The sequence below is a fragment of the Sphingopyxis sp. 2PD genome (genome assembly GCF_005503695.1).
Classification (GTDB): Bacteria; Pseudomonadota; Alphaproteobacteria; order Sphingomonadales; family Sphingomonadaceae; genus Sphingopyxis.
Genome location: NZ_SCMU01000039.1, coordinates 1 through 23,196 on the forward strand (window position 1 = coordinate 1; position 23,196 = coordinate 23,196).

The 23,196-nt window shown below is 59.4% G+C and carries 18 protein-coding genes, 1 tRNA gene and 3 pseudogenes; 8 read left to right on the forward strand and 14 right to left on the reverse strand.

Translation table 11 applies throughout. The features are described from left to right. Positions 1 to 245 precede the first annotated feature (245 nt). Positions 246 to 1,334: a hypothetical protein gene (locus FFS18_RS16420; RefSeq protein ID WP_137871677.1), complete on the forward strand. Its 1,089-nt coding sequence runs from the start codon at positions 246 to 248 to the stop codon at positions 1,332 to 1,334. 26 nt (positions 1,335 to 1,360) lie between these two features. Here the strand turns inward: FFS18_RS16420 and FFS18_RS16425 are convergent, their stop codons facing one another. The 3 genes from FFS18_RS16425 to FFS18_RS16435 form a co-directional block, all read right to left on the reverse strand. Then, complete coding sequence (locus tag FFS18_RS16425; protein ID WP_137871678.1) at positions 1,361 to 2,314, reverse strand: hypothetical protein; 954 nt, start codon at positions 2,312 to 2,314, stop codon at positions 1,361 to 1,363. A 48-nt stretch (positions 2,315 to 2,362) separates the two neighbouring features. After that, complete coding sequence (locus FFS18_RS16430; protein WP_137871679.1) at positions 2,363 to 3,145, reverse strand: hypothetical protein; 783 nt, start codon at positions 3,143 to 3,145, stop codon at positions 2,363 to 2,365. Positions 3,146 to 3,903: 758 nt separating this feature from the next. Beyond that, positions 3,904 to 3,979, reverse strand: a tRNA-Thr gene (locus FFS18_RS16435). Positions 3,980 to 4,452: 473 nt separating this feature from the next. On the opposite strand from FFS18_RS16435, the gene FFS18_RS16440 reads away from it, so the two are divergent. From FFS18_RS16440 to tnpC, 3 genes and pseudogenes are all read left to right on the forward strand, one after another. Beyond that, a complete protein-coding gene (locus FFS18_RS16440; protein WP_137871680.1) occupies positions 4,453 to 4,674 on the forward strand; it encodes a hypothetical protein in 222 nt (73 codons plus the stop codon). A gap of 487 nt (positions 4,675 to 5,161) precedes the next feature. Continuing rightward, positions 5,162 to 5,719 (forward strand): annotated as a pseudogene (locus FFS18_RS17925) (transposase); the annotation flags it as partial. A 22-nt stretch (positions 5,720 to 5,741) separates the two neighbouring features. Then, a pseudogene (gene tnpC / locus FFS18_RS16450) lies at positions 5,742 to 6,907 on the forward strand (IS66 family transposase); the annotation flags it as partial. Positions 6,908 to 7,096: 189 nt separating this feature from the next. Here the strand turns inward: tnpC and FFS18_RS16455 are convergent. From FFS18_RS16455 to FFS18_RS16495, 9 genes are read right to left on the reverse strand one after another with little or no spacing between them, the layout of a single operon-like run. Further along, the gene (locus tag FFS18_RS16455) at positions 7,097 to 8,092 is read right to left on the reverse strand and encodes an alpha/beta fold hydrolase (protein WP_039575348.1); all 996 of its coding nucleotides are present in this window, start codon (positions 8,090 to 8,092) and stop codon (positions 7,097 to 7,099) included. Next, positions 8,092 to 9,693: a flavin-containing monooxygenase gene (locus FFS18_RS16460; protein WP_232003481.1), complete on the reverse strand. Its 1,602-nt coding sequence runs from the start codon at positions 9,691 to 9,693 to the stop codon at positions 8,092 to 8,094. The genes FFS18_RS16455 and FFS18_RS16460 overlap by 1 nt, the downstream gene beginning before the upstream one ends. A 29-nt stretch (positions 9,694 to 9,722) precedes the next feature. Further along, the gene (locus tag FFS18_RS16465) at positions 9,723 to 11,336 is read right to left on the reverse strand and encodes an acyl-CoA synthetase (RefSeq protein ID WP_054588685.1); all 1,614 of its coding nucleotides are present in this window, start codon (positions 11,334 to 11,336) and stop codon (positions 9,723 to 9,725) included. 58 nt (positions 11,337 to 11,394) lie between these two features. Continuing rightward, a complete protein-coding gene (locus FFS18_RS16470) occupies positions 11,395 to 12,486 on the reverse strand; it encodes an acyl-CoA dehydrogenase family protein (RefSeq protein ID WP_054588686.1) in 1,092 nt (363 codons plus the stop codon). Next, the gene (locus FFS18_RS16475) at positions 12,486 to 13,706 is read right to left on the reverse strand and encodes an acyl-CoA dehydrogenase family protein (RefSeq protein WP_054588687.1); all 1,221 of its coding nucleotides are present in this window, start codon (positions 13,704 to 13,706) and stop codon (positions 12,486 to 12,488) included. Before FFS18_RS16475 ends, FFS18_RS16470 begins: the two co-directional genes overlap by 1 nt. Before the next feature lie 7 nt (positions 13,707 to 13,713). Then, on the reverse strand, positions 13,714 to 14,175 hold the full coding sequence (locus tag FFS18_RS16480; RefSeq protein WP_054588688.1) for a Zn-ribbon domain-containing OB-fold protein: 462 nt from the start codon (positions 14,173 to 14,175) through the stop codon (positions 13,714 to 13,716). Beyond that, positions 14,172 to 15,362, reverse strand: coding sequence for a thiolase C-terminal domain-containing protein (locus FFS18_RS16485; protein ID WP_054588689.1), 1,191 nt, complete (start codon positions 15,360 to 15,362; stop codon positions 14,172 to 14,174). The genes FFS18_RS16480 and FFS18_RS16485 overlap by 4 nt, the downstream gene beginning before the upstream one ends. Before the next feature lie 24 nt (positions 15,363 to 15,386). Next, a complete protein-coding gene (locus FFS18_RS16490; RefSeq protein WP_054588690.1) occupies positions 15,387 to 16,529 on the reverse strand; it encodes an NAD(P)H-dependent flavin oxidoreductase in 1,143 nt (380 codons plus the stop codon). Positions 16,530 to 16,573: 44 nt separating this feature from the next. Beyond that, on the reverse strand, positions 16,574 to 17,314 hold the full coding sequence (locus FFS18_RS16495; RefSeq protein ID WP_039575369.1) for a FadR/GntR family transcriptional regulator: 741 nt from the start codon (positions 17,312 to 17,314) through the stop codon (positions 16,574 to 16,576). Between the two features lie 190 nt (positions 17,315 to 17,504). Between FFS18_RS16495 and FFS18_RS16500 the strand changes: the two genes are divergently transcribed. Both FFS18_RS16500 and FFS18_RS16505 read left to right on the forward strand, forming a co-directional pair. Then, complete coding sequence (locus FFS18_RS16500) at positions 17,505 to 18,767, forward strand: cytochrome P450 (RefSeq protein WP_039575372.1); 1,263 nt, start codon at positions 17,505 to 17,507, stop codon at positions 18,765 to 18,767. Positions 18,768 to 18,796: 29 nt separating this feature from the next. Beyond that, complete coding sequence (locus FFS18_RS16505; protein ID WP_039580993.1) at positions 18,797 to 19,123, forward strand: 2Fe-2S iron-sulfur cluster-binding protein; 327 nt, start codon at positions 18,797 to 18,799, stop codon at positions 19,121 to 19,123. Between the two features lie 197 nt (positions 19,124 to 19,320). Here the strand turns inward: FFS18_RS16505 and FFS18_RS16510 are convergent. Both FFS18_RS16510 and FFS18_RS16515 read right to left on the reverse strand, forming a co-directional pair. Continuing rightward, a pseudogene (locus tag FFS18_RS16510) lies at positions 19,321 to 20,303 on the reverse strand (helix-turn-helix domain-containing protein); the annotation flags it as partial. Positions 20,304 to 20,793: 490 nt separating this feature from the next. Further along, positions 20,794 to 21,294: a MarR family winged helix-turn-helix transcriptional regulator gene (locus FFS18_RS16515; protein WP_223181259.1), complete on the reverse strand. Its 501-nt coding sequence runs from the start codon at positions 21,292 to 21,294 to the stop codon at positions 20,794 to 20,796. A 68-nt stretch (positions 21,295 to 21,362) separates the two neighbouring features. On the opposite strand from FFS18_RS16515, the gene FFS18_RS16520 reads away from it, so the two are divergent. Beyond that, on the forward strand, positions 21,363 to 22,241 hold the full coding sequence (locus tag FFS18_RS16520) for an alpha/beta fold hydrolase (RefSeq protein WP_039575377.1): 879 nt from the start codon (positions 21,363 to 21,365) through the stop codon (positions 22,239 to 22,241). Next, positions 22,238 to 22,648 (forward strand): hotdog fold thioesterase, encoded by a 411-nt coding sequence (locus FFS18_RS16525; protein ID WP_054588691.1) that lies wholly within the window; start codon positions 22,238 to 22,240, stop codon positions 22,646 to 22,648. The genes FFS18_RS16520 and FFS18_RS16525 overlap by 4 nt, the downstream gene beginning before the upstream one ends. Positions 22,649 to 23,196 lie beyond the last annotated feature (548 nt).

Genomic DNA, 23,196 nt, shown 5'->3' on the forward strand with positions numbered 1-23,196 from the left:
CCGGCCAATGGTCCTGGGGGCATGCCCCCAGGACCATTGCCATCCCATCAATCAACCATCATGAAGGAGCCGGACTCTACCTCTGACTGGTAACAATCAGGGGAGCACGTCACGGTTTTCAGACCTGACTACGCAAGATCTGAACGAAAAACGATTGAATGAAATCTTGGTGACCCTCTCCTCTTCTGTTCATTCTCGTGACGACATGGTAGCGGACAACTCTAAGGTAACGAAGGGAGCGGGCGATGCGATTGGATAAGATTGGTATTGTTGGGCTGCTTTCGCTGATGCTCGTGAGCCTCGCGCCAACGAACGCCAAAGCACAATTTTTGCCCAACCAAACACGCAACCGCGTCATCTGCAAATCCATCAACAGCCTCACTGCTTACGTCCAGAAGCTGCCGTCAATTGCCGCAACGACTGATCGGGTAGCCGTCCGCGCGGCCATCCTCAATGACCCTAACTGCGGCTGGCTTGGCGCTACCGCCTATTTCACCGAGGCCGAAATTGGCCAGCCACTCGGCTGGCTTTATGCGGGCGACTATCTCTACCTGCTTCACGCTCTTACCGTGCACACGTCACAAGGCAGCAATTTCGTCCATGCTTCAACCATTGTGCGCCGCAGCGAATGGCGCCTGCCCGCCGATTGCGATGTCAGCCCGTACAAGGTTTCGTTGCCGACTGGCGACAACTACCGCTTCTTTGGGCGCACCAAAGCAGGTATGAAGCCGCACTGCATGACGCTGGTGAACGTCCGAGGCGAAATAGATCGCTTGAACCGGCCACCCGTGGCATATTCAGAACATTGGTGGAGCCGTCCGCAATGGCGGCAGGCGAATGTGTGCCGGGACCTAATGGGGATGGCGAATGGTCTCGATAAGGTCGTCAACGAACAGCAGATTAGAAACGACTCTACTGATGTGTTTTCGCGCAAACAGGGCTGCACTCAGCGCGACGTGCGGAAGTTGGTCGCCTCGCGCTTCATGGGGCTGTATTGGTCGCGACCGACACCCGGCAAGAAGGAGTTCTGGTTCGAGGTCCACCATGTCATTTTCCGCGATCCAGCGAGCGGCGCAGTGACGGAAGGATACATGCCGGTCAACCCGGTGCGTGACAGGCTTTTCTCCCCCAATAGCCATTGCGCCGTGTCGCAATCTCACGATCCCTCTCAGCCCGGTCAAGCTAGCAATGTAGTGCTCTATGGCTCGCGGAGAGGGGCCGTGCCGGGTGTTACCTTACCGGCGGAAGATGGCGGCATCGCCATTCCCACAATTCCGTCCACGGCAATTGGCTTGAGTGATTGCTATATCGATCCAACGCTTCGGAGACGGTAGCGGAGATTTGACCTATACATCGCCCCCTACGGCGTGGCTTGCGATTCAAAATATACCCGCTGCCTTAATGCTAACGGCAAATCACCATATTTTCTTGTCCACTCCGCATGGGCAGAATTGACCGTTTTCAGAAAATCTCCCGTATTCATTTTGTAATGTGTTGTTAAGAACGATTGGAAATTATTGGAATTCGGAGCGGAAGTGTATTGGACGCCGTACCCACCTTCACGCATATTGAACATAGATCCAAACCACACAAAAGATGATTGCTTCATCTTTCCGGTAGTCCATCCGCTTTTATCAAGCAAGTCCTGGTAGCCCGCAACACCATTCTCAAAAATTGTATATCGTTGCTTCACTCCATAAAAATCTACTTCATATGATTTGATCTCTCGACCTTGGGCAAATGAGGTGCGGATGCGTTCGATAATCGCATTGCGCCGCGCAGTTTCCTTACCGACATCCCCATTAATTTCGTCCATTTCCGTCGAAGATAGCTCAGCCGGTATATCCGCGCGCGAGAACGAAACCGATGAGATGCGCCATCCGTCATCAAACTTCTGAAAAGATGCGTTCCCGCTACCGCCTAACAACGCGAACCGTTTGATGTATTTTGGAAGCTCAGCGTAACGCCATTCAAACTCTGCCGACGTCGAGGTTCCATCATCAGGAATCTCCCTGATGCCAGTAACATTGACGGCAATGCTCGCGGGCACGACCGGGCGCACGTAGCCTTGCGCCAGTTCGGAAATTTGCTCACTCACTTGGGCGTCCATTACAGGTGAGGGACTATTCTCGGTAGTCCAAAGTCCCTGCGCTTCGCCGTCCTCAAGGTATCCCGGATAGGTCATAATCTGTTGCCCAAGAGCAGACGCCTGCTCTGTTTCGACAATCAGCTTTTCCGCGTCGTCGCGGTCAAAACTTTGCCCCGAACAAGCTGAAACCAACAGCATCGCAACAGCAGAAAAGAAAGCACGCATAACTCCCTCCCATGATACCGGAACCAATCCAAGCTATTCACTTACGTATCAACGCACCAGTTGCCACCCGTTGTCGCTCATTTTCAGCGTGGCAACGCGTTCGCCCGCTAGAAGCGGAGGTCTGGGGCCGAAAAAAATCTTCACCCACGGTCTGTCAGGAAGGGTGCGTATCAGATCGCCTTTGTCATCTACCGTGGTCCATCGGAAGGTGACTTTCTTATATTTTTCATCTTTGGTGGGAGCCCTGTAGTCGACAAGCTCGGAGACTTTTCCTTTACCCCAACAAAACGAGAAAGCCTCCTTGCCAGACCCGCTCTTGCTAACGACTTGGAGCATCGACTGTCCGAGCTTGGAAAGCTCATAAGTCCGCAGCTCAGTCGTTCCGCCATTCGTCGTGATGCTGCCTGCCTCTTTCGAAGTCGCCAAGCCTGCTCTCCGCAATTTCCGATAATGGCGATCCAGTTCGTTGCCTGAGAAGGTTCGGTCTACGCGCCCGACGGCCACCGTCACGGGGAAAGGTGCATTATTTGAAAGGAAAGTGCGGATTTCGACCGGCGCTCCATTCACATATACCGCGTCAGACGAGTCCCCCACGTTAAACCCAACGCAGGGGTAGTAGCGCACGTTTTCCTCGATCAAAGCACGGGCGCGGCTCTCGGTAAGTTCTTTGGCTTCGGCACAAGAACACAATGATAAGGTCATCCCCGCGATAAAGCCGATTCGCAAATTACCCATATCCTCTGCCTCCTCCCCCCTTGCACGATGCACCCTCGGCCCCGCTACCTCGGTGCAAGCACCGAGTAACCTGACTTCTGCTTTTTCGTCGCGCATTGGATGGGATGCCGGAGCTTATCGCGAACACGGGGACAATCGGTCACCGTCCGTTCCCACTTGCATTCCATCGTTGGCTGGACGCCGGGTACTTGCGGTATTGTTGGTCCGCCACGCGGGAGCTTAGGCCGACGGCAATCGCTGGTCTTCTGCCATGGCCCATACTGCAACTGAGCTGCCGCTGGCGGAGTAGCAATTGGCGACAGCAAGAACGCCGCCGCTGCAAACGAAACAAAGACGCGCGAACAAATACTAGGCATGTGCTTTACTCCCCCCAAAGATCATCAGCGCCCGACGCTGTCATAATCTATGAAACCCATCTGTCGCAAGGATGGGACAAAGGAGGACGATCGCTTGACCTGCCATTCAAAAAAAGTGAACTTGCCCATCGATCAATTGCAATTGGTCAACGGCTTTGGCCAATGCCGATCTAGCGTTAAGCCGCCGAAGCTGAGTCCAACCAAGGATCCAGTCGGCAGTCGACGAGATGTTCCTCCGGACGCCTCCAAGTTCGATGGGAACGCCAAAAGGCACGAAATATTTGTGACCAACTGAGGAATGGTCCAAACCTTATGCTCTCGCTGCCATTCTTTCACCGGTTCGACCAGAACCGCCAGCATTGGGAGATAGGTCGAGTTTATGGAGCATGCGCGGAGCATCGCAGTTTCTCTGCTCAATGCGACCCAAACCGGACCCAATGGCGCGCCCACGCGAAAGGCCTTCCAGCCGCACGTCCCGAAATTGCTTTGTGGAAGCTATGGTGCCGCTTACAGGACTCGAACCTGTGACCCCATCATTACGAATGATGTGCTCTACCAACTGAGCTAAAGCGGCAACGAGCGGCGCCTCTAACAGTGCAGCCGTCCGAAAACAAGCATCCTTCGGCAAAGATTCTCGGCTGCGGTCACGCTTTCCGACGCAAGCACTCTCGACCTCTTCATCATCCGCCCGGACCCGCCGCCGACGAACTTTCGGTCGGCCGTCCTGCGCAATCTCGGATCGAGCCTATCGCTCATGTACAAACCGACCGACATCGAGCCCCATCCGACACCTTGTACAGCTTGACGCGCGACTTGAGGGTTCGAACCTTCGTGTCGCTGAGAGCCATGCTCACCTCCAATTGCGCTCACGGCTTCGATTCCAAAATCGAGTACTAAGTAAGGACTCGAATTTCGGAAAAAAGCGGTGACCCGATTGGCGCCGAGATGGAGTGAGCATCTATCAAACATCCCGGGTCACCAGCGTGTCCCGAAATGCCAAATTTTCCGGCATCTTTCAAGGTTTTCAGTACCCTATGGAAAGGGTAAGTGGTGCCCAGAAGAGGAACTGAACTGGGCATCAAAGCGGCGGAAATCCGATGCAATCAACAACGAGATACCGCTGAAACCATCATAGAAACCATCACAAAATTTGGCAAGGGCTGGACGATATCGGAAGCCGATTTTTGGTTGCAAATTCGCTCGCGATCGCAGTCGCAGCTTTTCAAGCTCGCCGGCAGAAAAATCGCCGACCGAGTAATCATTTTATGAGCGTCGAATTCGAGCTGGCAACTTGCTAGCTATTGCGGCCCAGTCCTGTTGACGAGGCCAATAAGGTCGAGACCACGCGTTCGAGTTCGGCCAGTGCGGCAATTGCCCCCATTCCCAAGAACGACCGCGCGCGCCCGGCGCTGGCCAACGGGCCGCCTTGCGCCGATCGCCTCAGAGAGTTGCCGCACATCCGCCAAAGGACGACAAATGGAGGCTTTGAGCGTCGATCATAACGGTCGAGTTCGCGCCTCGCGCTGTCGCCCGGGTCGTCTTGCAACTATGTACGGTGCCCTTCCGACCAGGCCAAAACAAATCCCATAGCTCAATCCCAGAGCCCACGCGGGTTCCCCCATCAGAGGCTTTCGTACGCTAAAGCGCCCGAGCCCTTCGCGTTAGGATGTGGATTAGCGCCAGAATGGGGCTCTGACTCACTTTTGGTGCAAGTGCGTTGATAGTGGCGAGTTTTTCCCCGAAGGAGGAGATCGCCATGCATGGGAGAGGTTTTCGCGAAGCCATTGCGCCAACAGGATTGGTGATCGACAAGGTCGAGTATGCCGCCGATCAGATACGGATCACCCGGCGATCCCGATTTCGAGTTTCGATTTACCCGAACTGCTGCCGCCCATCTGCGCGTGTCCACAGTCGATATCACTGTACACTCGCCGATCTACTCTCTCATGGCCGACCGGTTCGGATTACTCTTGTCGCCCGGCGTTTTCGCTGCGCCACATCCCGCTGCACCACGCGGATCTTCGTTGAACGCTTTCCTCCAGATGTGACTGCAACATTTGCCCGGCGTACGGCCCGCCTGGATTCTATCGTACATCACCTTAGGCTGGCGCTGGGTGGGCGTCCGGCGGCCAGCTTGGCGCGCCGCCTTGAGGTGTTCATCGGCGCGGGCAAGCGGCGGGAGTGGCCGCCCGAGGTGGAGGCCTCGATTGTCGCGGAGTGCTATTCGGGCCGCAAGGGCGTCAGTCCTGTGGCGCGCCGGCATGGGCTGGATCCCTCGCAGCTATACGCCTGGCGGCGGGATTTGCGTAAACAGCTTGAGGCCGAGGGTGTGATCCTGCCATCGGCACATTCGGAAGATCGGCGAGGATGTGGCCGAGCGCCTCGATGTGGTGCCGACCACCTTCCGCGTCCTGGTCACCCGGCGGCCGCGTTATGGCTGCCGTTCGTGCGAGAGCGCGATCGTGCAGGCTCCGGCGCCAGCGCGGATCATCGAGGGCGGTACTCCCACCGAGGCACTGATCGCCCAGGTGCTGGTATCCAAGTATGCCGATCACCTGCCGCTTTACCGGCAGGCCCAGATATACGCCCGGCAGGGCATCCGGCTCGACCGATCCACTTTGGCCGACTGGGTCGGGCGAGCGGCCTGGTATCTGCGCCCCTTGCGTGACCACATTCTCGACGAGCTACGACGATCCGAGCGGTTGTTCGCCGACGAGATAACCGCCCCGGTCCTCGATCCGGGCGCGGGCCGACCAAGACAGGACAGCTCTGGGCCTATGCTCGCGATGATCGACCATGGGGCGGCTGCGATCCGCCGATCGTTGCCTATGTCTATGCGCCAGATCGCAAGGCAAAACGCCCTCACACGCACCTTGGTGATTTCGCGGGCATCCTGCAGGTCGATGGCTATGGCGGCTACGCCGCGCTCGCCCGGCGGCGCCAGCAGATCCGGCTCGCTTTCTGCTGGGCGCACGTCCGCCGCAAGTTCTACGAACTGGCCGACACGTCGCCGGTCGCCACCGAAGTGCTGCGCCGCATTGCCTTGCTCTATGGTGTCGAGGACGAGGTGCGCGGTTCACCCGCCGAGCAACGCTGTGCCGCTCGGACCGAACGCAGCCGCGTCATCGTCGGTGATCTTCATCAATATCTTGCCGCCCCTGGCCGCCAAGTCAGCGCCAAGAGCAAGCTCGGCGAGGCGATCCGCTATGCGCTCACCCGCTGGGATGGACTGTCCCGGTTCATCGACGACGGCCGCATCGAGCTCGACTCCAATACCGTCGAACGCTCGATCCGCCCCCTCGCATTGAATCGCAAAGATGCCCTGTTTGCCGGTTCCGACGAAGGCGGCGACAACTGGGCGGTGATCGCCACGCTCATCGAAAACTGCAAGATCAGCGGCGTCAACCCGCACGGGTGGATGACCCAGACCCTCGTGAAACTTGCCAACGGTCATCCCGCCAACAATCTCGCCCAACTCATGCCATGGTCCACCGTGGCCTGAAAACACCGGTTACATGCTTTCGCTGCTTGGCACTGTTTCGCCTTCCCGTTCTATCTGGTGCGGCGCGAACGATGGCTTGAACGCCGCAACGGCATGGCCGGCGAACGCTGAGTGGCAGCTCCCTTTCCCGGCAGGCAAGGTCTGGCAAGCACCGCACCTGCGGGAACCCGGGGCGAAGGACAACCAGGATCAGGCTGCAAGTGGCGGTGCAGTGTGCGTATCCCAAAGGGCAAGAATGCTGCGGAGTGCGGTTACAAAGGCCAAAGGCTGATCGAGCATCAGATGGTGACGGGCTTCAGGCACCGCGATGATCGGAATGTCACCTCCACCCAGCTCGCGGACGTATTCGGCCGATTCCGGGGTGAAGAGTTGGCTCATACCGCCGTGCACGATGGCCTTCCGGCCCGGTGCCTGCACCAGACGCTCGCCCATGGTGAGCCATTCGTTGGGCTTGTTGCTCCTCCGAAAGACCTCGGTTGAAAACTTCCACGTCCACTCGTCTCCATCCTGTCGCAGGGAATGATAGGCCATGTAGTCCAGAAGGAATGGCTCGCCGACCGGCTGGGGCGGGGAAAGGATGTACCGCTTACGTGCCGTTTCATAGCAAGGATAACGCTTGCTGGGCTTGTCCGGATCGCCGGAACCAGGGCTTGACCGCCTGAGGTTCCAGTACTCTTCCAGGAGAGCGGGCCGCATGATCATGAGATCGCAAACCACCACTCCGGCAAAGGCCTCGGGCCACTGGGTCACGGCTGTCAGGGCTGCGCCCGACCCGAAGCTGTGCGCGATGATTGTCGGCTTTTGGCCATCCGCAAACATATTCAGCGCCTCGGCAATCTCGCGAAACTCGCCCCCTCTCGCCAAGAGGTCGGCGCGACCACGCATGTCGCTGTCGCCCATGCCGGCCAGATCAAACGCCACCACGTCATAATCTTCTGCCAGAAACGGTGCAATGAAGGCAAAGCAGCGCGCATGTGCCAGAAAGCCATGGGTCATCAATACCTTGGGCTTGCTGGGGTCACCCCAGCGGAAATAGTGCGCCTTGGCCCCATCTATTTCCACATAACCTTCTTCGCGGGGCACCTTGAGCGCCGACACGAACCATTCGGGCAGATGTGAGCCGTCGCCAGCCCAAACAGGATCAATGTCCACTGGAAAGTCACTTATTCTGAACATCTCATTCATCAGGTTGCGCTGTCCTTGTTCGCTGGTGTGCTGGCGGCAAAGCCGCGGTAGGCATCGCGTGCCACATCGCCGCAAATCGCAGCATAGGTCGACACGCTTGGAAAATTGATGAGTTGGCGCTTCTTACCCGGGATGTTTGCGCCCATGTACCAGGAGTCCGCTTCGGGAAAGAGCGTCATAGCGCCAACCTGAGCGACCATTTCGGTCCAGTCCGCCTCTGCTTGCGGATCGGCGTCGAAAAGATCGTAACCGTTGTTTCGCAGCCAGACCATGAAATCGCAGATCCAGTCGCCCTGCATTTCCGCGCTTGTCGGGCCGTTGGAAAAACCCGAGGGGCTCAGGGGTCCGTAAGCGAACAGCATGTTGGGGAAACCCGATACCGCCATTCCCAGATAGGCGCGCAGCCCGTTGTCCCAAGCTTGCGACAGTAACAGGCCGCCCCTGCCGGTGATGTTCATGTCGATCAACCCGCCCCGCCCCGCGTCGAAGCCGGTGGCGAAAACGATGAGATCGCATTCGACCTCGCCGTCTGCGGTTGTGATTGCGTGCGGCCCGACACGGGTGATCGGGTTTGCCTTCAGATCAACCAGCGCAACATTGTCCTGCGCGAAAATCTCGTAATATCCCTGTTCCAGCGAAGGTCGCTTCGTGCCGAACGGATGCGGCGGTTCGGATGGGGCGAGTTTCTCGGCCAGATCGGGATCGGCGATCCGCGCGCGAACCTTGTCGCGCCAGAAATCGTAGGCGTGGCGATTGGCTGCGCGATTGGTAAGCAAGTCGGCGAAGTTGTGGTACCAGAACCTCAATCCGCCTCGCTGCCATAAATCTTCGAAGTGGGCATTGCGCTCAATCTCGTCGACTTCGAGCGCCGAGACTTCAAGTGACTGGCTTTCAAATCCTCCGCTCGTCTGCCTGCGCTGTTCGAAAAGGGCAGGATAGCTGTGCTTTTCGCGTTCCTGATCCTCCCGCGTCAGCCGCTCCTGCCGCATCGGCAGGGCCAGGATCGGGGTTCTTTGGAACAGGATCAGCGCTTCAGCCCGCTTGGCTGCTTCTTGGGCGACCTGCACACCGCTCGCTCCGGTTCCGATCAGGGCAACTTTGCGCCCATCGAGATCAATACCCTCCTGCGACCAGCGCGCCGTGTGGCACCATTCGCCCTCGAAATCCTCAATGCCCGGAATGTCGGGGATATACGGCTTCGACGCAAAACCGAGGGCTGGGAGCAAGAAGCGTGTCGATACGGATTGCCCGCCCTCAAGCTGTAGATTCCATAGTCCCCGCCCTGCATCAAAATCGGCGCTTTCGACCCTCGATCCCATCCGCATCAGCGGCCAAAGGTTCAGCGTATCGCAGACATGGCGGAAATAGGCCCTGAGTTCTTCCCAGCCGGGAAAGCGCTCACTCCAAGTCCATGTCCGCCACACTTCGGGGATCGAGAATTCATAGAGCGGAATCTGCGAATCCACGCGTGCGCCGGGATAGCAATTCCAGTGCCAGATGCCGCCCGGATCGGTCGCAGCATCGACCAGCAGCACGTTGAACCCGGCGTCCCGCAACTTGTGGAGCAAGTAGATCCCGCTGAAGCCAGCACCGATGATCACAGCGTCATAATCGGGCGAAGTCTGATTCGTCATGAAGCGGCAGTCAGGCTCTCGGCAATTGCCTTCGCCGTTGCATAGTCGGCCTTGCCGTTCGATGCGCGCAGGGGGATCTTCGTTGGATATATGGCCTTCGGTGTTTTGTAGCCTGCCAACTGCCCCCGCACATGATCCTTGACGGCTTGCTCGTCGAACGCAACGTCGCCGCTGAGGTGGACGACGGCGGTGACGGCCTGACCCCATTTTTCGTTTGGCACGTCCACGACCAGCGCGTCACCAATCGCGGGATGGGTCTTGAGAATCTCCTCGACTTCCTCGGGGTAAACTTTCTCGCCAGCAGTGTTGATGCAAACGCTGCCACGGCCCAGCAAGGTCAGGCTGCCATCGGCCTCGACCGTGCACCAGTCGCCCGGAATCGAATAGCGGACCCCATCGATTGTGCGGAAGGTCTTGGCGGATTTCTCGGGATCCTTGTAATAACCCGCTGGGATCGCACCCATGAGGGCGATAAATCCCGGTACGCCGCTTCCCGGCGTCACTTTCTGGTCGTTTTCATCAAAGACATGACAGAATTCGCCAATCGCAAATTTCGCGGTGTTGGTGCCCCCTTGCGCGGTTGTGATGGAGCGGCCGAAGCCGAGCCCTTCGGAAGCGCCGAAGCTGTCCATCAGCACCACCTGGGGGATATGCTTGCACAGCCCAGCCTTGACTTCCTTGCTCCACATCACGCCGGATGAAACGATGGTGACGAGGCTGCTGGTATCCCAGCGGCCGGGATTCCGGTCCAGCGCCTGCAGCATTGGCTTGGCAAAGGCATCGCCCACAATTGCGATGCTTTGCACCTTATGCTTATCAACTGTTTCCCACAACTCCGTCGCATCGAAGGACGAGTCTGCGAGTGTAACGATGGCGCCGCCCGACATAAGTGTGCCGATCGCGGTGATGAAGCCGGTCCCGTGCATCATCGGGCAGGATGGCAGGGTGCGGTTGCCGGGCCCTTGACTTGTGATCAACGCGACGTGTTCTTCGAGTGTCTGAGGAACGGGGGCGAGCAGCTTCTGGGCCTCGAGCTGTGCTTTGCGCATTTGGTCGTGATGCCACATCACGCCCTTGGGCATGCCCGTCGTGCCGCCGGTATAGATGAAGAGCTGATCTTCGGGAGAGCGCACTATGCCGAGCGCCGATCCGTCGCCTTCTTGCGCGAGTGTTTCGTAAGGGATCGCAAAAGGCGCGATTTGCGAAGCCTCGCCAATTTCCACAAAGGTGTGAACCTTCTCGAGCCGATCCTTGAGCTCGACGATACAGTCGCGGAATTCCGAGCTGTAGACGATCACTTCGCTATCGGAATCGTCGAAGATATAGAAGACCTCCTCGGCGACATAGCGGTAATTGATGTTCACATGGATCAGGCGCCCCTTGAAGCAGGCTGCCATCAACTCGCCATATTCGGGTCGGTTGCGCATATAAAAGGCAACCTTGGCCCCATTGCCGGCTCCGCGCTGCCGGAGCGCGCGGGCAACATTGTTCGAACGTCCCGACATTTCGGGCCAGGTGATGATCCGGTCGCCGTGTATCAGGGCCGGCGCATCCTTTGGCATGACGGGCTCGATAGCGTCGAGAATGTCGCCGAGATTCCAGTCGATCACATTAGTTCCCCTCTCCGAACGGGGTGGCGGCTTTGGCGCACTTCCCTTGGAAGAAACATCACGCAGCTTTGGTCCAGCCCTGAAGTGCCGCAGCCTCCGCCCGGACCGCTTCTGGCCCACCCAGAACCTGCCGGTCGAATCCGATCCGTTTGAACCAGTAATGCAGGCCAAGCAGGTCGGTGAATCCCATTCCGCCGTGCACTTCGGTGGAAGTGCGTGCGACAAATCGATAGACCTCGGCCGTGTGCGATTTGGCATGGCAGGCAAGCAGTGATGCCTCATTCGGCACCGCGTCGAAGGCGTGGGCGGCGTACCAGACGAGCGAACGGCACGGTTCATGCCGCGCGGCCATCTCGGCGCACATATGCTTTACGGCCTGGAAACTACCGATCAGGCGGCCGAACTGTTCGCGCTGACCAGCATAATCGACAGCCCTTTCGATCATGGCCTGACCTGCGCCAAGGCTGTCTGCGGCGAGGATCACGCGGCCCGCATCGCGCAGCCGGGCCACTGTAGCTCCGCCATCGTCAGCCAGTGGTTCCGCTTCGTCCCCGTCAAACCGCAATTCCCCGACGCTACGGGTGCGATCGATGGTCGTCAACGCGATAGCTTCCAGCCCGGACGCCTTGGCACCGACAAGGTGCAGCCTGCCACCGGAATCGGCGACGACGTAGGCATCAGCTCCTTCGAAATCGAGCGCGAACAGGGCGGTGCCGTTGAGCTTCCCGCCGGCAGAGGAAACTCCCGCGCCGTCGCGCACCTCGATCGTCTCGGAAATCGCGACACCGACACGCGCCTCGCCGCTCGCTATCTTTGGCAGCCAGTGGGCCTTTTGCTCCTCGTTGCCAGCTTCGCGCAAGGCGATCGGTGCGAGAACCTGACTGGCGAGAAACGGCACCGGTGCGACCGCATAGCCAAGCTGTTCCGCCACCACCGCCGCGTCGAGCAAGGTCATGCCGAGCCCGCCATGCTCTTCGGGGACGAGCATTCCGGCAACGCCCAGATCGTGGAGGGCGCGCAACACCTGGTCGCTCAACGGATTGTCCCGCTCCGCACATTCGCGGACGTGACTGAGCGGGCTGGTATCGGCGAGGCACCGCGAAACGGCGTCGCGCAACATCTGCTGGTCCTGCGAAAGTCCAAAGTCCATCAGTCTGCTCCCTGCTTCTGTCGCGCCATGTCCGCGGGGTTCGGCTCACGTGGCATTTCAAGGCCGCGTTCGGCGATGATGTTCTTCTGGATCTGAGCGGTCCCGCCGCCGATGATGAGACCGAGTTGGAACATATAGTTCCATTGCCACGCCCCGCCGTCCCGCTCACGCGGGCTGTGGTGATAGAGTATGCCCAGTTCGCCCATGGCGTCGATTGCCAGCGCGGATATCTGGTGAGCGAGTTCACAGCTTTGCAACTTGACGATCAGCTTCGCCATGCCGCCCGGCTCTCCCCTAAGGCTGTTCGAAAGGATGCGCATCCCATTGTATTTCATCGCCGCTACTTCGGCCTGAAGTGCCACTAGCCGGTCGCGCAGTACCGGATTGTCGATCGCGCGACCCTGGCCCAAACGCTCTTCCTGCATCAGTGCGATCAGCGCCTGCAGCCGGTTTTCGAGCGCGTCGGGATCGCCCAGCATTCCGCGCTCATGGCCTAGGGTTGCGTTCGCGACGAACCAGCCCTGGCCCCGCTGGCCGACGATCTGGTGCATGGGGACGCGCACATCGGTGAAGAACGTCTCGTTGAACTCGGCGTGACCGGTCATCGTCTTCAAGGGGCGAACCTCGATGCCCTGCGTGTCCATCGAAAAGATCAGGTAGGAAATGCCGCCATGTTTGGGTGCGTCAGGTTCGGTCCTGACCAGGCAAAAGATCATGTCGGCCTGCTTGGCGGTGCTGGTCCAGATCTTCTGGCCATTGATAACAAATTCGCCGTTTTCGATGTGCGCGCTGGTCTTGAGGTTGGCTAGGTCCGACCCGGCACCGGGTTCGGAATAGCCCTGGCACCATACGATATCGCCTTTCAACGTGGGTTCGATCCAGCGCCGTTTCTGTTCCTCGGTGCCGAGTTCAAGCAGGGTCGGCACGAACATCGAGATTCCCTGATTAGAAAGCCCGCCCGGCACCCTGGCCCGCGCAAATTCCTCTGCGATGATGCGCGATTGGAGAATGTCCGGCTCCGCTCCATAGCCTCCATACTCCTGCGGGATCGTTCGCGCGGTATACCCATGCTCGATCAACAGCTTCTGCCATTCGACTGCCTTGGACGAAGGTCGGGCCGCCCGGTCAGCAGAAGGCGGCGCGAGATGGCGGTGCGCTTCGATGAAAGCCCGCACTTGCTTGCGGAAGACATCGTATTCGGGCCCGTAATCAAGATCCATGACGCTTCTAACTTTCACGCAGGCGGAAAACAGGAAGGCGGAAGTCCTCACCGATCAATTCGAATTCCACTTCCACCGGAAGGTCGAGCGCTAGGCGCTCGTGATCGCAACCAATCAGGCGCGTGGCCATGCGTACGCCCTCTTCCAATTCCACCACCGCCGCCACGAAGGGAATTTCGTCGGCAAAAGCCGGGTGGAGGGCCTGGTGGGTAACGGTCCAGGAAAACAGCGTGCCCTTGCCACTGCTGCGTTCCCAGGAGAATTCCGGCGAGCCGCACTTTGCGCACATATAGCGCGGTAGGTGGCGGAAGCAGCCGCAGCCGCCGCAGCGCTGGAAATAGAGATTGCCGTCTTGGCACCGCTTCCAGAATTCCTGCTCAACCGGGTCTTGCGGGCGAGGTCGCGGTTTGGGCGGCGCAACCTGCGCGGAGGGCCGCATTTTGGGAGGCAGATCGCTCTCGCTGCTCATGCAAACCTCCTGAGAATGGCAATGCTTCCATCGCCAAGGTCACCCCAGCCGGTCACAAGACCAGTTTGGGCTCCCAGCACCTGGCGCTCGCCGCAGTCGTGACGAAGCTGGCGCACTGCCTCGACCACGTGGTTGAGTCCCCAGACATGCGCCTCACTGAGCAAGCCGCCATGGGTGTTGATCGGATAGCGGCCACCCAGCTCAATCTGGCCATTGGCGACGAATTCGAACTGTGCACCCGGTTCGCAATAGCCCATCGCTTCCAGTTGCAGCAGAACGACATAGGTAAAGCAGTCGTAAATCTGCAGGAAATCCATGTCCTCGCGCTTGACGCCCGCCATGTCGAAAGCGCGCGGGGCAGCATAGCTGAGGCCAATCTTGAAGGGATCGGGCCGCGAGGGGATGTCGTCGGCGGGATAGGGGTGGCCTTCCGCGGCACCGGCGATGCTGACGGGCACATGCGGCATATCCCTGGCCCGATCCATTCGCGATATGACTACCGCGCAGGCGCCATCGGTTTCAAGGCAGCAATCGTAAAGGCGGAAGGGCTCGGATATCCAGCGCGCCGAATGATAGGTTTCCGCGTCGAGTTCGCGCCCATAGGTAAAGGCGCGCGGATTCAACTGCGCGTGACGCCGGCAGGCTAGCGCTACCGCTGCCATCGCATCCGCGCCCACGCCGTAAAGCTTCGAGTGACGGGTCGCCAGCCAAGCATACATCTGCACCGGCAGGAACACACCATAGGGGATGTAATAGCCCTGGATAGTATTGGTCAGCGTGTTCATGTTCATCGCCCGAGTGGGCGGGGCACCCGGCTTGGGCCTGAGGGCGGAATAGCCGTTCCAACCGAGCGTCACCAGCACGTGATCGCAAAGCCCGCTGGCGATCGCCATTGCCGCGTTCTGCAGCGCCGTCGTCGGGCTGGCGCCGCCCATGTGAACGGTGGCCGCATAGCGCAGCACATCAATGCCGAGATTGGCGGCCATTTCCTCCGAGGTCGTATAGATCGGCGGCGGCACCATGCCGTCGATGTCGCAAGGTTTCAGCCCGGCATCTGAGATTGCGCGGCGCGAGGCTTCCAGCATCATGTCCACCGCGGTCCGTTCGGTGCCCTTGACGAATGCGGTTTCGCCCACACCGGTTATGGCGGCCTTGTCGGCAAAGGATAAGGTCTGCGAAGCGTTCATACAGCGTACCCGTCTTGCCGCAATTCAGGAATAGAATCTGGCATCGGCCAGCGCCCTTTCGGCCCCTTCGACAAGATCGCGCATGACCTCTGCCGCTGGACGGATCGAATGGATCAATCCAATTCCCTGCCCCGCGAAGCCGGGCATGATATCCTTGCGCTGAGCCTTTATGCCCGAAGCCATGACCGGCCCTGAAATCATCGACTGGTAAGGCATCGGAAGCGGCTCCTTGCCCGCCGCAACCCAAGCATCGGCCCATTTGTTGCGGATCATGCGCGCAGGCTTGCCGGTCAACGAACGGCTAACGACGGTATCTGCATCGCCGCCGTCGGTTATTGCTTCCTTTTGGAACCGTTCAATCCCTGCCTCTTCGGTTGCCAGGAACGCCGTTCCGACCCACGCGCCCAGAGCGCCCAGCATCATCGCTGCGGCGACTCCGCGGCCATCGGAGATTCCACCTGCTCCGATCACGGGAACCCGATCGCCCACCGCGTCGACTACCTGCGGAATCAGCGAGAAGGTTCCGATCGGGGAGTTGTGCCCGCCGCCATCGTGGCCCTGCGCCACAATCATGTCGATGCCGGAATCGACCACCTGCTGGGCGTGCTTGACCTTGCCGATCACCGCCATGACCCTGGTGCCATTGGAATGAAGGCGGTCCATCCACGGTCCGGGATTGCCGAGGCCGGCGGCATAGACTGGCACCTTTTCCTCGATTACCACTTCCATCTGCGCCTCGAAAAACTCCCGCGTGAACAGCTGCGGACCGCCCTTGCCCATTTCCGGCGCGCCAGCCGCGCGCATGGCCATTGCGGCATCCACTTCGGGCAGATCCTCGCGTTCCATGAAATCGCGGGTGAACTGCTGATATTCGCCAAGCAGTGCCATCGGGTTTTCGAGCGAGGCGCCGCTCTGCGGTGCCGAACCGCGCCTGACGGAGGCAGGCAGAAGGGTGTCGACCCCAAATGGCTTATCGGTCAGTTCGCGGGTCTGGCGGATCCAGCTGCGCAACTGGTCTGGCGAGCAGGCCGCAGCGCCAAGAACGCCAAGTCCCCCGGCATTCGATACTGCGGCCGCGAGCGCGGGGACACTCGCCCCGCCCATTCCGGCCAGAAGGATCGGGTATTCGATCCCGAGAATTTCGCATATGCGGCTCTTGAGTGCCATCGTAATACCCTCTCCATCCAGCGCCACCCACCGGCGCCCGTTTTTTACGTCTGTCCCCACCTGACCTTCTGGGACACAAGCTCAGGGCTTCTCTGTGCGAGATAGGAGGCGGAGCCCGCCACGAGACGCGCCATAGCCTGCCGCGCTCCTTCGGCATCGCCCTTGCGCACAGCTTCAAGGACGCGGCGCAAGAAACGCAACTGGACCGCACGCTCTTGCGCCGAATACCCCAGCGAGAGCGAGAATTCGCGGGTAAGCATATGCAACGCGGAAGTCAGAAGGCCGAAAAGCGGATTGCCGCTGGCCCAGCCGAGCATATCGTGAAAACGGCGATTCAGTTCCTCGAACTGGCTGCTCGCTTCGTTTCGCTCCAGCTCTTTGAGGCAATCGGCAAGTGCGCTCAGATCACCCGTGGTCGCGCGCTGGGCGGCATAGGCTGCAACATCCGCCGCAATCGCTTCGCGCAATTCGAGCAAGCCCCTCAAGTCCGCCTCCATGAAATGCAGGATCAGCGAGAGGCTGTTTGCGAAATCGCCAGTCTGCGGGCGAGCGACCACCGGCCCGCCACCGCGACCTAGTTGAAGATGGATAACGCCTTGGAGTTCAAGGAAGCGAAGCGCTTCGCGCAAGGTCGCTCGGGCGACATCGTATCGCGCAAGCATTTCGTCCTCGCGCGCCAACCTGTCGCCCGCAACATGCGCCCCGGCTTCGATATCGCGTACGATGTCCTGCGCAAGCGTGAGCGCACGCTTGGCCTTCCTCGAATCATCGACCTTCGGTTGCATCACTGGGAATCGCTCCTCTGATAAAACCTTATAAGAGTTTATCGGATGGCATGTCCAGCATCAGTCTATGAAGTTTGCAGTGCGGTCAAATGTCGCAACAATCCTTATAAGCTTTATTGACCACACCCTGCGAAACATCTACCTGTTTGATAGCAAGGTGAGTCTGCTTGCCTGGGATGGAGGACGAGACATGAGCATCGACACGATGGAGCTGGATACTGCCGGAAAAGTTGCAGCCATTCCGATCGACGAAATTGATGTCGCACGGCCGAGTCTTTTTCAGCAGGACACGATCGGCCTGTATTTCGACCGGCTGCGCAAAGAGGAGCCGGTCCACTATTGCCGCGAAAGCTATGTTGGGCCTTACTGGTCGATCACCAAGTTCGACGATATCATGGCTGTCGACACCAACCACAAAGTCTTTTCGTCGGAGGCAAAGCTCGGCGGTATCGCCATTCAGGACATGCATTCGGTGGAAGGCGCGCTCGAACTTGAAATGTTCATCGCTATGGATCCTCCAAAGCACGACCAGCAACGCAAGGCCGTCACCCCCGCTGTAGCGCCGTCCAACTTGCTGTTGCTCGAACCGACAATCCGCGAACGAGCGTGTCAGATTCTCGATGATCTGCCGATAGGCGAGGAATTTGATTGGGTTGACAAGGTCTCAGTTGAATTGACCACGATGACCCTTGCTACCCTATTCGATTTCCCGTGGGAGGAACGCCGCAAGCTCACGCGCTGGTCCGACGTCACAACGGCCGCCCCTGAAACCGGCATCGTCGAATCGTACGAAGCGAGGCGTGAAGAACTCATCGAGTGCGCGATGTATTTCAAAGGACTGTGGGAGCAGCGCATCAACGAAGAACCGAAGAACGATCTGATTTCCATAATGGCGCATTCCCCGGCGACACGGGATATGCCCTTCCTCGAATTTCTGGGTAACCTGCTGCTGCTGATCGTGGGCGGCAACGACACCACGCGCAATTCGATAAGCGGCGGTGTGCTGGCGCTCAATCAGAACCCCGATGAATATCGCAAACTGAATGACGACCCTTCGTTGATCGCCAGCATGGTGCCGGAAATCATCCGCTGGCAGACGCCGCTGACTCACATGCGCCGCACTGCGCTGCAGGACTGGGAGATTGGCGGCAAGCAGATCAAGAAGGGCGACAAGGTCGTGATGTGGTACCTGTCGGGCAACCGCGACGAAACGGTCATCGACCGGGCTGACCGGTTCATCATCGACCGCAAGAATCCGCGCCATCACCTGTCATTCGGTTATGGCATCCATCGATGCATGGGTAACAGGCTGGCAGAACTGCAGTTGCGGATCATCTGGGAAGAAATTCACAAGCGGTTCGCCAAGGTCGAAGTGACCGGCGAGCCCGAGCGCCTTTTCTCAAACCTTGTGCGCGGGATCACCAATCTGCCGGTGCGGCTGCACGCGCGCTGATTTGCTGAAGCAGAAATACGGAGTGTATGATGGTCAAAGTGACGTTCGTATCCAGCGATGGAACGCGGCGGGAAGTCGAAATTGCCGAGGGCGAAACCGCACGCGAGGCGGCGCTCTTCAATGATGTACCGGGCATCGACGGCGATTGCGGCGGTGTCTGCGCCTGTGCGACCTGCCATGTCCATGTCGATCCGGCCTGGATCGACAGGGTTGGTCGCCTGGTCGAAGGGGCAGCGGAGGCAGAGCTTCTGCAATTTGCCGAAGGTGCCAACGAATACAGTCGCCTCGCCTGCCAGATACCCATGGTGGAAGGAGTGGAAGGTTTGATTTTGCACGTTCCCGAGCAGCAATACTGACCAGACAGAGCGCAGCCCTGTCGTGCGCGTGCGGCGTCGCAAATTCAGTTTTGAACGGAGGTTTCAGTGCCAACTCAGCTAGAACCTGATGTCTAGACGAGCGAAGACGCATTTCGCACCGAAATGCGGCAATTCCTCGCCGCCCATTTCCCTGACGAATTAAGGGGCGCGGGCAATATGCTGGCCGGGCCCATTGGCAGCTTCGGCTTGTGGATCATCCTGGCCGACGCGCATCCGGAAGCTTCGAGGGACAGCTCCAGCGTGTCGGTGACATCCCCGGCCCGCATGGTGGTACACAGCTTCCAAAGGATGACATAACGGGAGAAGTCGTCGAGCACGGTCGACAGGTACACCAAGCCCCAGCCGATGATCTTGAAGTAGGTGAAGTCGGTCTGCCACATCTCGTTCGACCGCGTCGTCTTGGTGTGGAACCCGTCGGCGGCCTTGATCACGATGAAGGCCGGACTGGCGATCAGGTCATGGGCTTTCAACATACGGTAAACCGTGGCTTCCGACACGAAGTAGCGCTTCTCGTCGGTGAAGCGCACCGCGAGCTCGCGGGGTGACAGGTCGGTTGTATCCAACGCCATGTCGATGATCTGCTGCTGGATATCATCGCAGATGCGGTTCCACACCCGCCTCGGGGCCGATGGCCGATCCTCCAGCGCCTCCGGCCCGCGCTCGAGGTAGCGGTCGTACCAGCGTTAGAAGGTCCGGCGCGGGATGCCCAACTGCTCCAGCGTGCGCTTGGCCGGCAGGTGCGACTGCTCGACGATCCGAATGATCTCCAGCTTCTCGGATGCGGGTTACCTCATTCGTCGTCGGCCCTATCCGCGATCATGCTTTTTTTGAGCAACCGGTTTTCCAGCGTCAGATTGGCCACGCATTCCTTAAGGGCACGGGCTTCGCGGCGCAGGTCGTGCACCTCGCCGGTGGTCGCGGCACGGGCGGTGTCGCCCGCCAAGCGCCGCTTGCCCGCCTCCATGAACTCCTTCGACCACGTGTAATACAAGCTCTGGGCGATGACATCCTTGCAGCACAGCTCGGCGATGCTGTCCTCGCCGCGCAGGCCTTCCAGCACGATCCTGATTTTGTCCTCTGCAGAGAAGTGCCGGCGCGTCGCACGCCGTATGTCCTTCACCAGCCGCTCAGCAGGGGCCTTCGGCGCCGATTTTTTCAAGGAGGATTGGGCTTCATCCTCGTTCCTTAGTCACTACGACGAAGCCCAAATCCTCCTTAAATCACAACCTCAAATCTGTGCCATTGGTGCTGACGGCGGACAGCACCGGCAATCCGCCCTCACATGAAGCGCTCGGGTTGAGCCATGTCGGTCTCCACGCAGAGGTTCGTTTCTTGGTAGACAACTCGTTGCACGAAATAGCTCGTCGGTCAATTGGCGCTGGCACGCGAAGCCAAGAGCGGCCCGCCTCGCGGGAGGGCGCTCACCGCCGAACGATTGCCGGCTCGATCGGACTATTCTGCAACACGGCGGGAGGCAGGTAGGGCTCCGTGCCGCGATATTCGCAATTAGTTAGCCGTCAGTGCTGGCAACCTGATGCAGCGGGGGCAGAACGGCCGCGGCGCGCCGCCTCAGACGCGAGCGGTGCCAGTTGGGGATATCGGCTTGCTGACGATGAATGGCGTCGGCCATTTCAAATCTTCCACGGCTCCTATCGAGGAGGCATGTCTTCCGATCCGCTTTCGAGATTGCCGGACATTTTCGTCAGCAATGAGCGCATCGCGCGTATCTCAGTTGGGGAAATCATATGGAGCAGTCGCGCGTAGATCATGTCGGCTTCGGCGCGCAGCTGAGGCAGGATTTCGATCGCTCGGGGCAAAAGATGAAGTTCCCAGACGCGCCGGTCGCCCTTGGCAGCGCGCCGTTCCGCGAGCACCATTCTTTCCAGCTGGTCGACAACATGGCCAACGCTGGCACGCTCCAGTTCGAGGCATTTGGAGAGGTCGGTTTGGGTCATGCCCGGGGTCCGATAGATATAGACGAGCGCGCGCCACTGGGTTCGCGTCAATCCGAAGCGCGCCGTTGAGGCATCAAACTTCCGACGCAGTTTGCGGGGCACTTCCTCGATGAGAAAGACAAACTCGTCTGAGGCCGTCAGAAGACTTTTCGCGGGAGAGATGCCGCTTGTATTGCGAGGTTCAACCATCGTCATGGACTGTAGAGCCAACATCATATTCTGAAAACCCTTTACTGTAAGATATGATATAGTATGATCGTGGAATGATTGATCAGTCGATCACGCTTGCCGGGAAAGCGGGCCATGAAATCGCAGCGTCGGTTGATGGCCCGGAACTCGGATTACCGGTAATCCTCGCGCACGGCGGCGGACAGACCCGAAGGGCATGGAGGGCGGTAGCCCACCGGCTCGCGAGCCATGGTTTCCGGACCATCGCAGTCGATATGCGCGGGCACGGCGAGAGTGCATGGGCCAGCGACGGAGCCTATGATATCTCCGATTTTGCGGCCGATCTCGTCGAGATCGCTGCGGCGACGGCGAGCAAACCGGCGCTGATTGGCGCGTCTCTTGGTGGCCTGGCCGGGATCATCGCCGAGGGAAAATGCGCACCGGGAAGTTTCGGATCGCTGACGCTGGTCGACGTCACACCTCAGATGGAACCGAGCGGCGTCGCCCGCGTGGTCGGTTTCATGGCGGCGCATGCGCGCGATGGTTTTGCGTCGGTGGAAGAGGCCGCACAGGTCATTGCCGACTATCTGCCCCATCGCCCCAGCCGGAAGGCTTCGGCCGGGCTAGCACACTATCTGCGCCGCAAGGACGATGAACGCTTCTATTGGCACTGGGACCCCGCCTTCATCGAAAGAGTGACGCAGCAGGGCGGCGGCGTTTCCAGCGACCATGGCCGCACCGAGCTCAGCGCGGCCGCTGCCTGCTTGACCTTGCCGGTGCATCTGATCCGCGGCGGGTCAAGCGATCTCGTCTCGCTGGAAGCCGTCAAGCATTTCCAGGGCCTTGTCCCTCATATGGCGTATAGCGACATTGCGAATGCGACTCATATGGTGGTGGGGGACGAGAACGACGCTTTCGGGCAATCGATCCTAGAGTTTTTGCTCGGCATCCATGAAGCGGAAATGAAATCATGAATGCCCCCGCCGTCCCGGGGCTTGAGGAATTACGTGACCTATTGGCGCTGGCCCCTTTTCACCGCTGGCTCGGGCTCAGCATCGCTGAGGTCGGCGCCAACGAGTTGGTGATCTCCATGCCTTGGCGAGACGAAATCATCTCAAATCCGACGGTCGGCGCGGCGCATGGTGGCATCGTATCGGCTTTGATCGATCTGACCGGCCTCTATACGATCATCGCGATGGGGGGTGCTGCGCGGGCGACGGCGGACCTCCATGTGGATTTTCACCGACCGGCCAAGCTGGGGCCGCTTCGCGCGATCGGCAGCCCGGTGAAATTAGGGCGGCAGATAAGCGTCGCGGCTACCCGGATCCTAGCCGCAGACGGAACCTTGGTGGCGAGTGGTAGAGGGGCCTACGTCGCCTGATAACCGCCCGAGGCGAGCCAATCTGCGCGGCCAGATGCATGCCCAGCAGCTTTCGGAGCCGAGGCAGTGGCGGCAGCGACACGCTTTTTGGCGACGTGTCCCTAGGCCGAACCCACGACCGGACGGCCGCGCATCGGCCATTCAGTCAAATCGGCTCCCTGCCGGTCACACGCGGGTTTGGCCGCTCGCCTTTGAGCCGTCGACTTTGCCTAGTCCGACAGGCCAGCCACGCAGCGCATGGAGATCAAGTTCTCCTGTGCTGCGTGACTAGACTGCTGGGTCAGGTCAGGGCGCCGGGGTGCGATTCGCGATCGCATCCTCGATCAGATCCTGCATGACCTGTTCGAGCTCGACGCCTTTCCGGTCGCCTCCGCTCGATATTTCGGTGGCGATCAAAGCGTAATAGCCGGTCTCGCGATCGATCCAGCCGGTCCAACTGATCTGCCCCCTTCTGAGTGGTCCAAAATTGATGATATTTTGGACGACGAAGGAGATATAGAATGCCGAGCAAGAAGCATCGCCCGGAAGAGATTATCGGCAAGCTACGT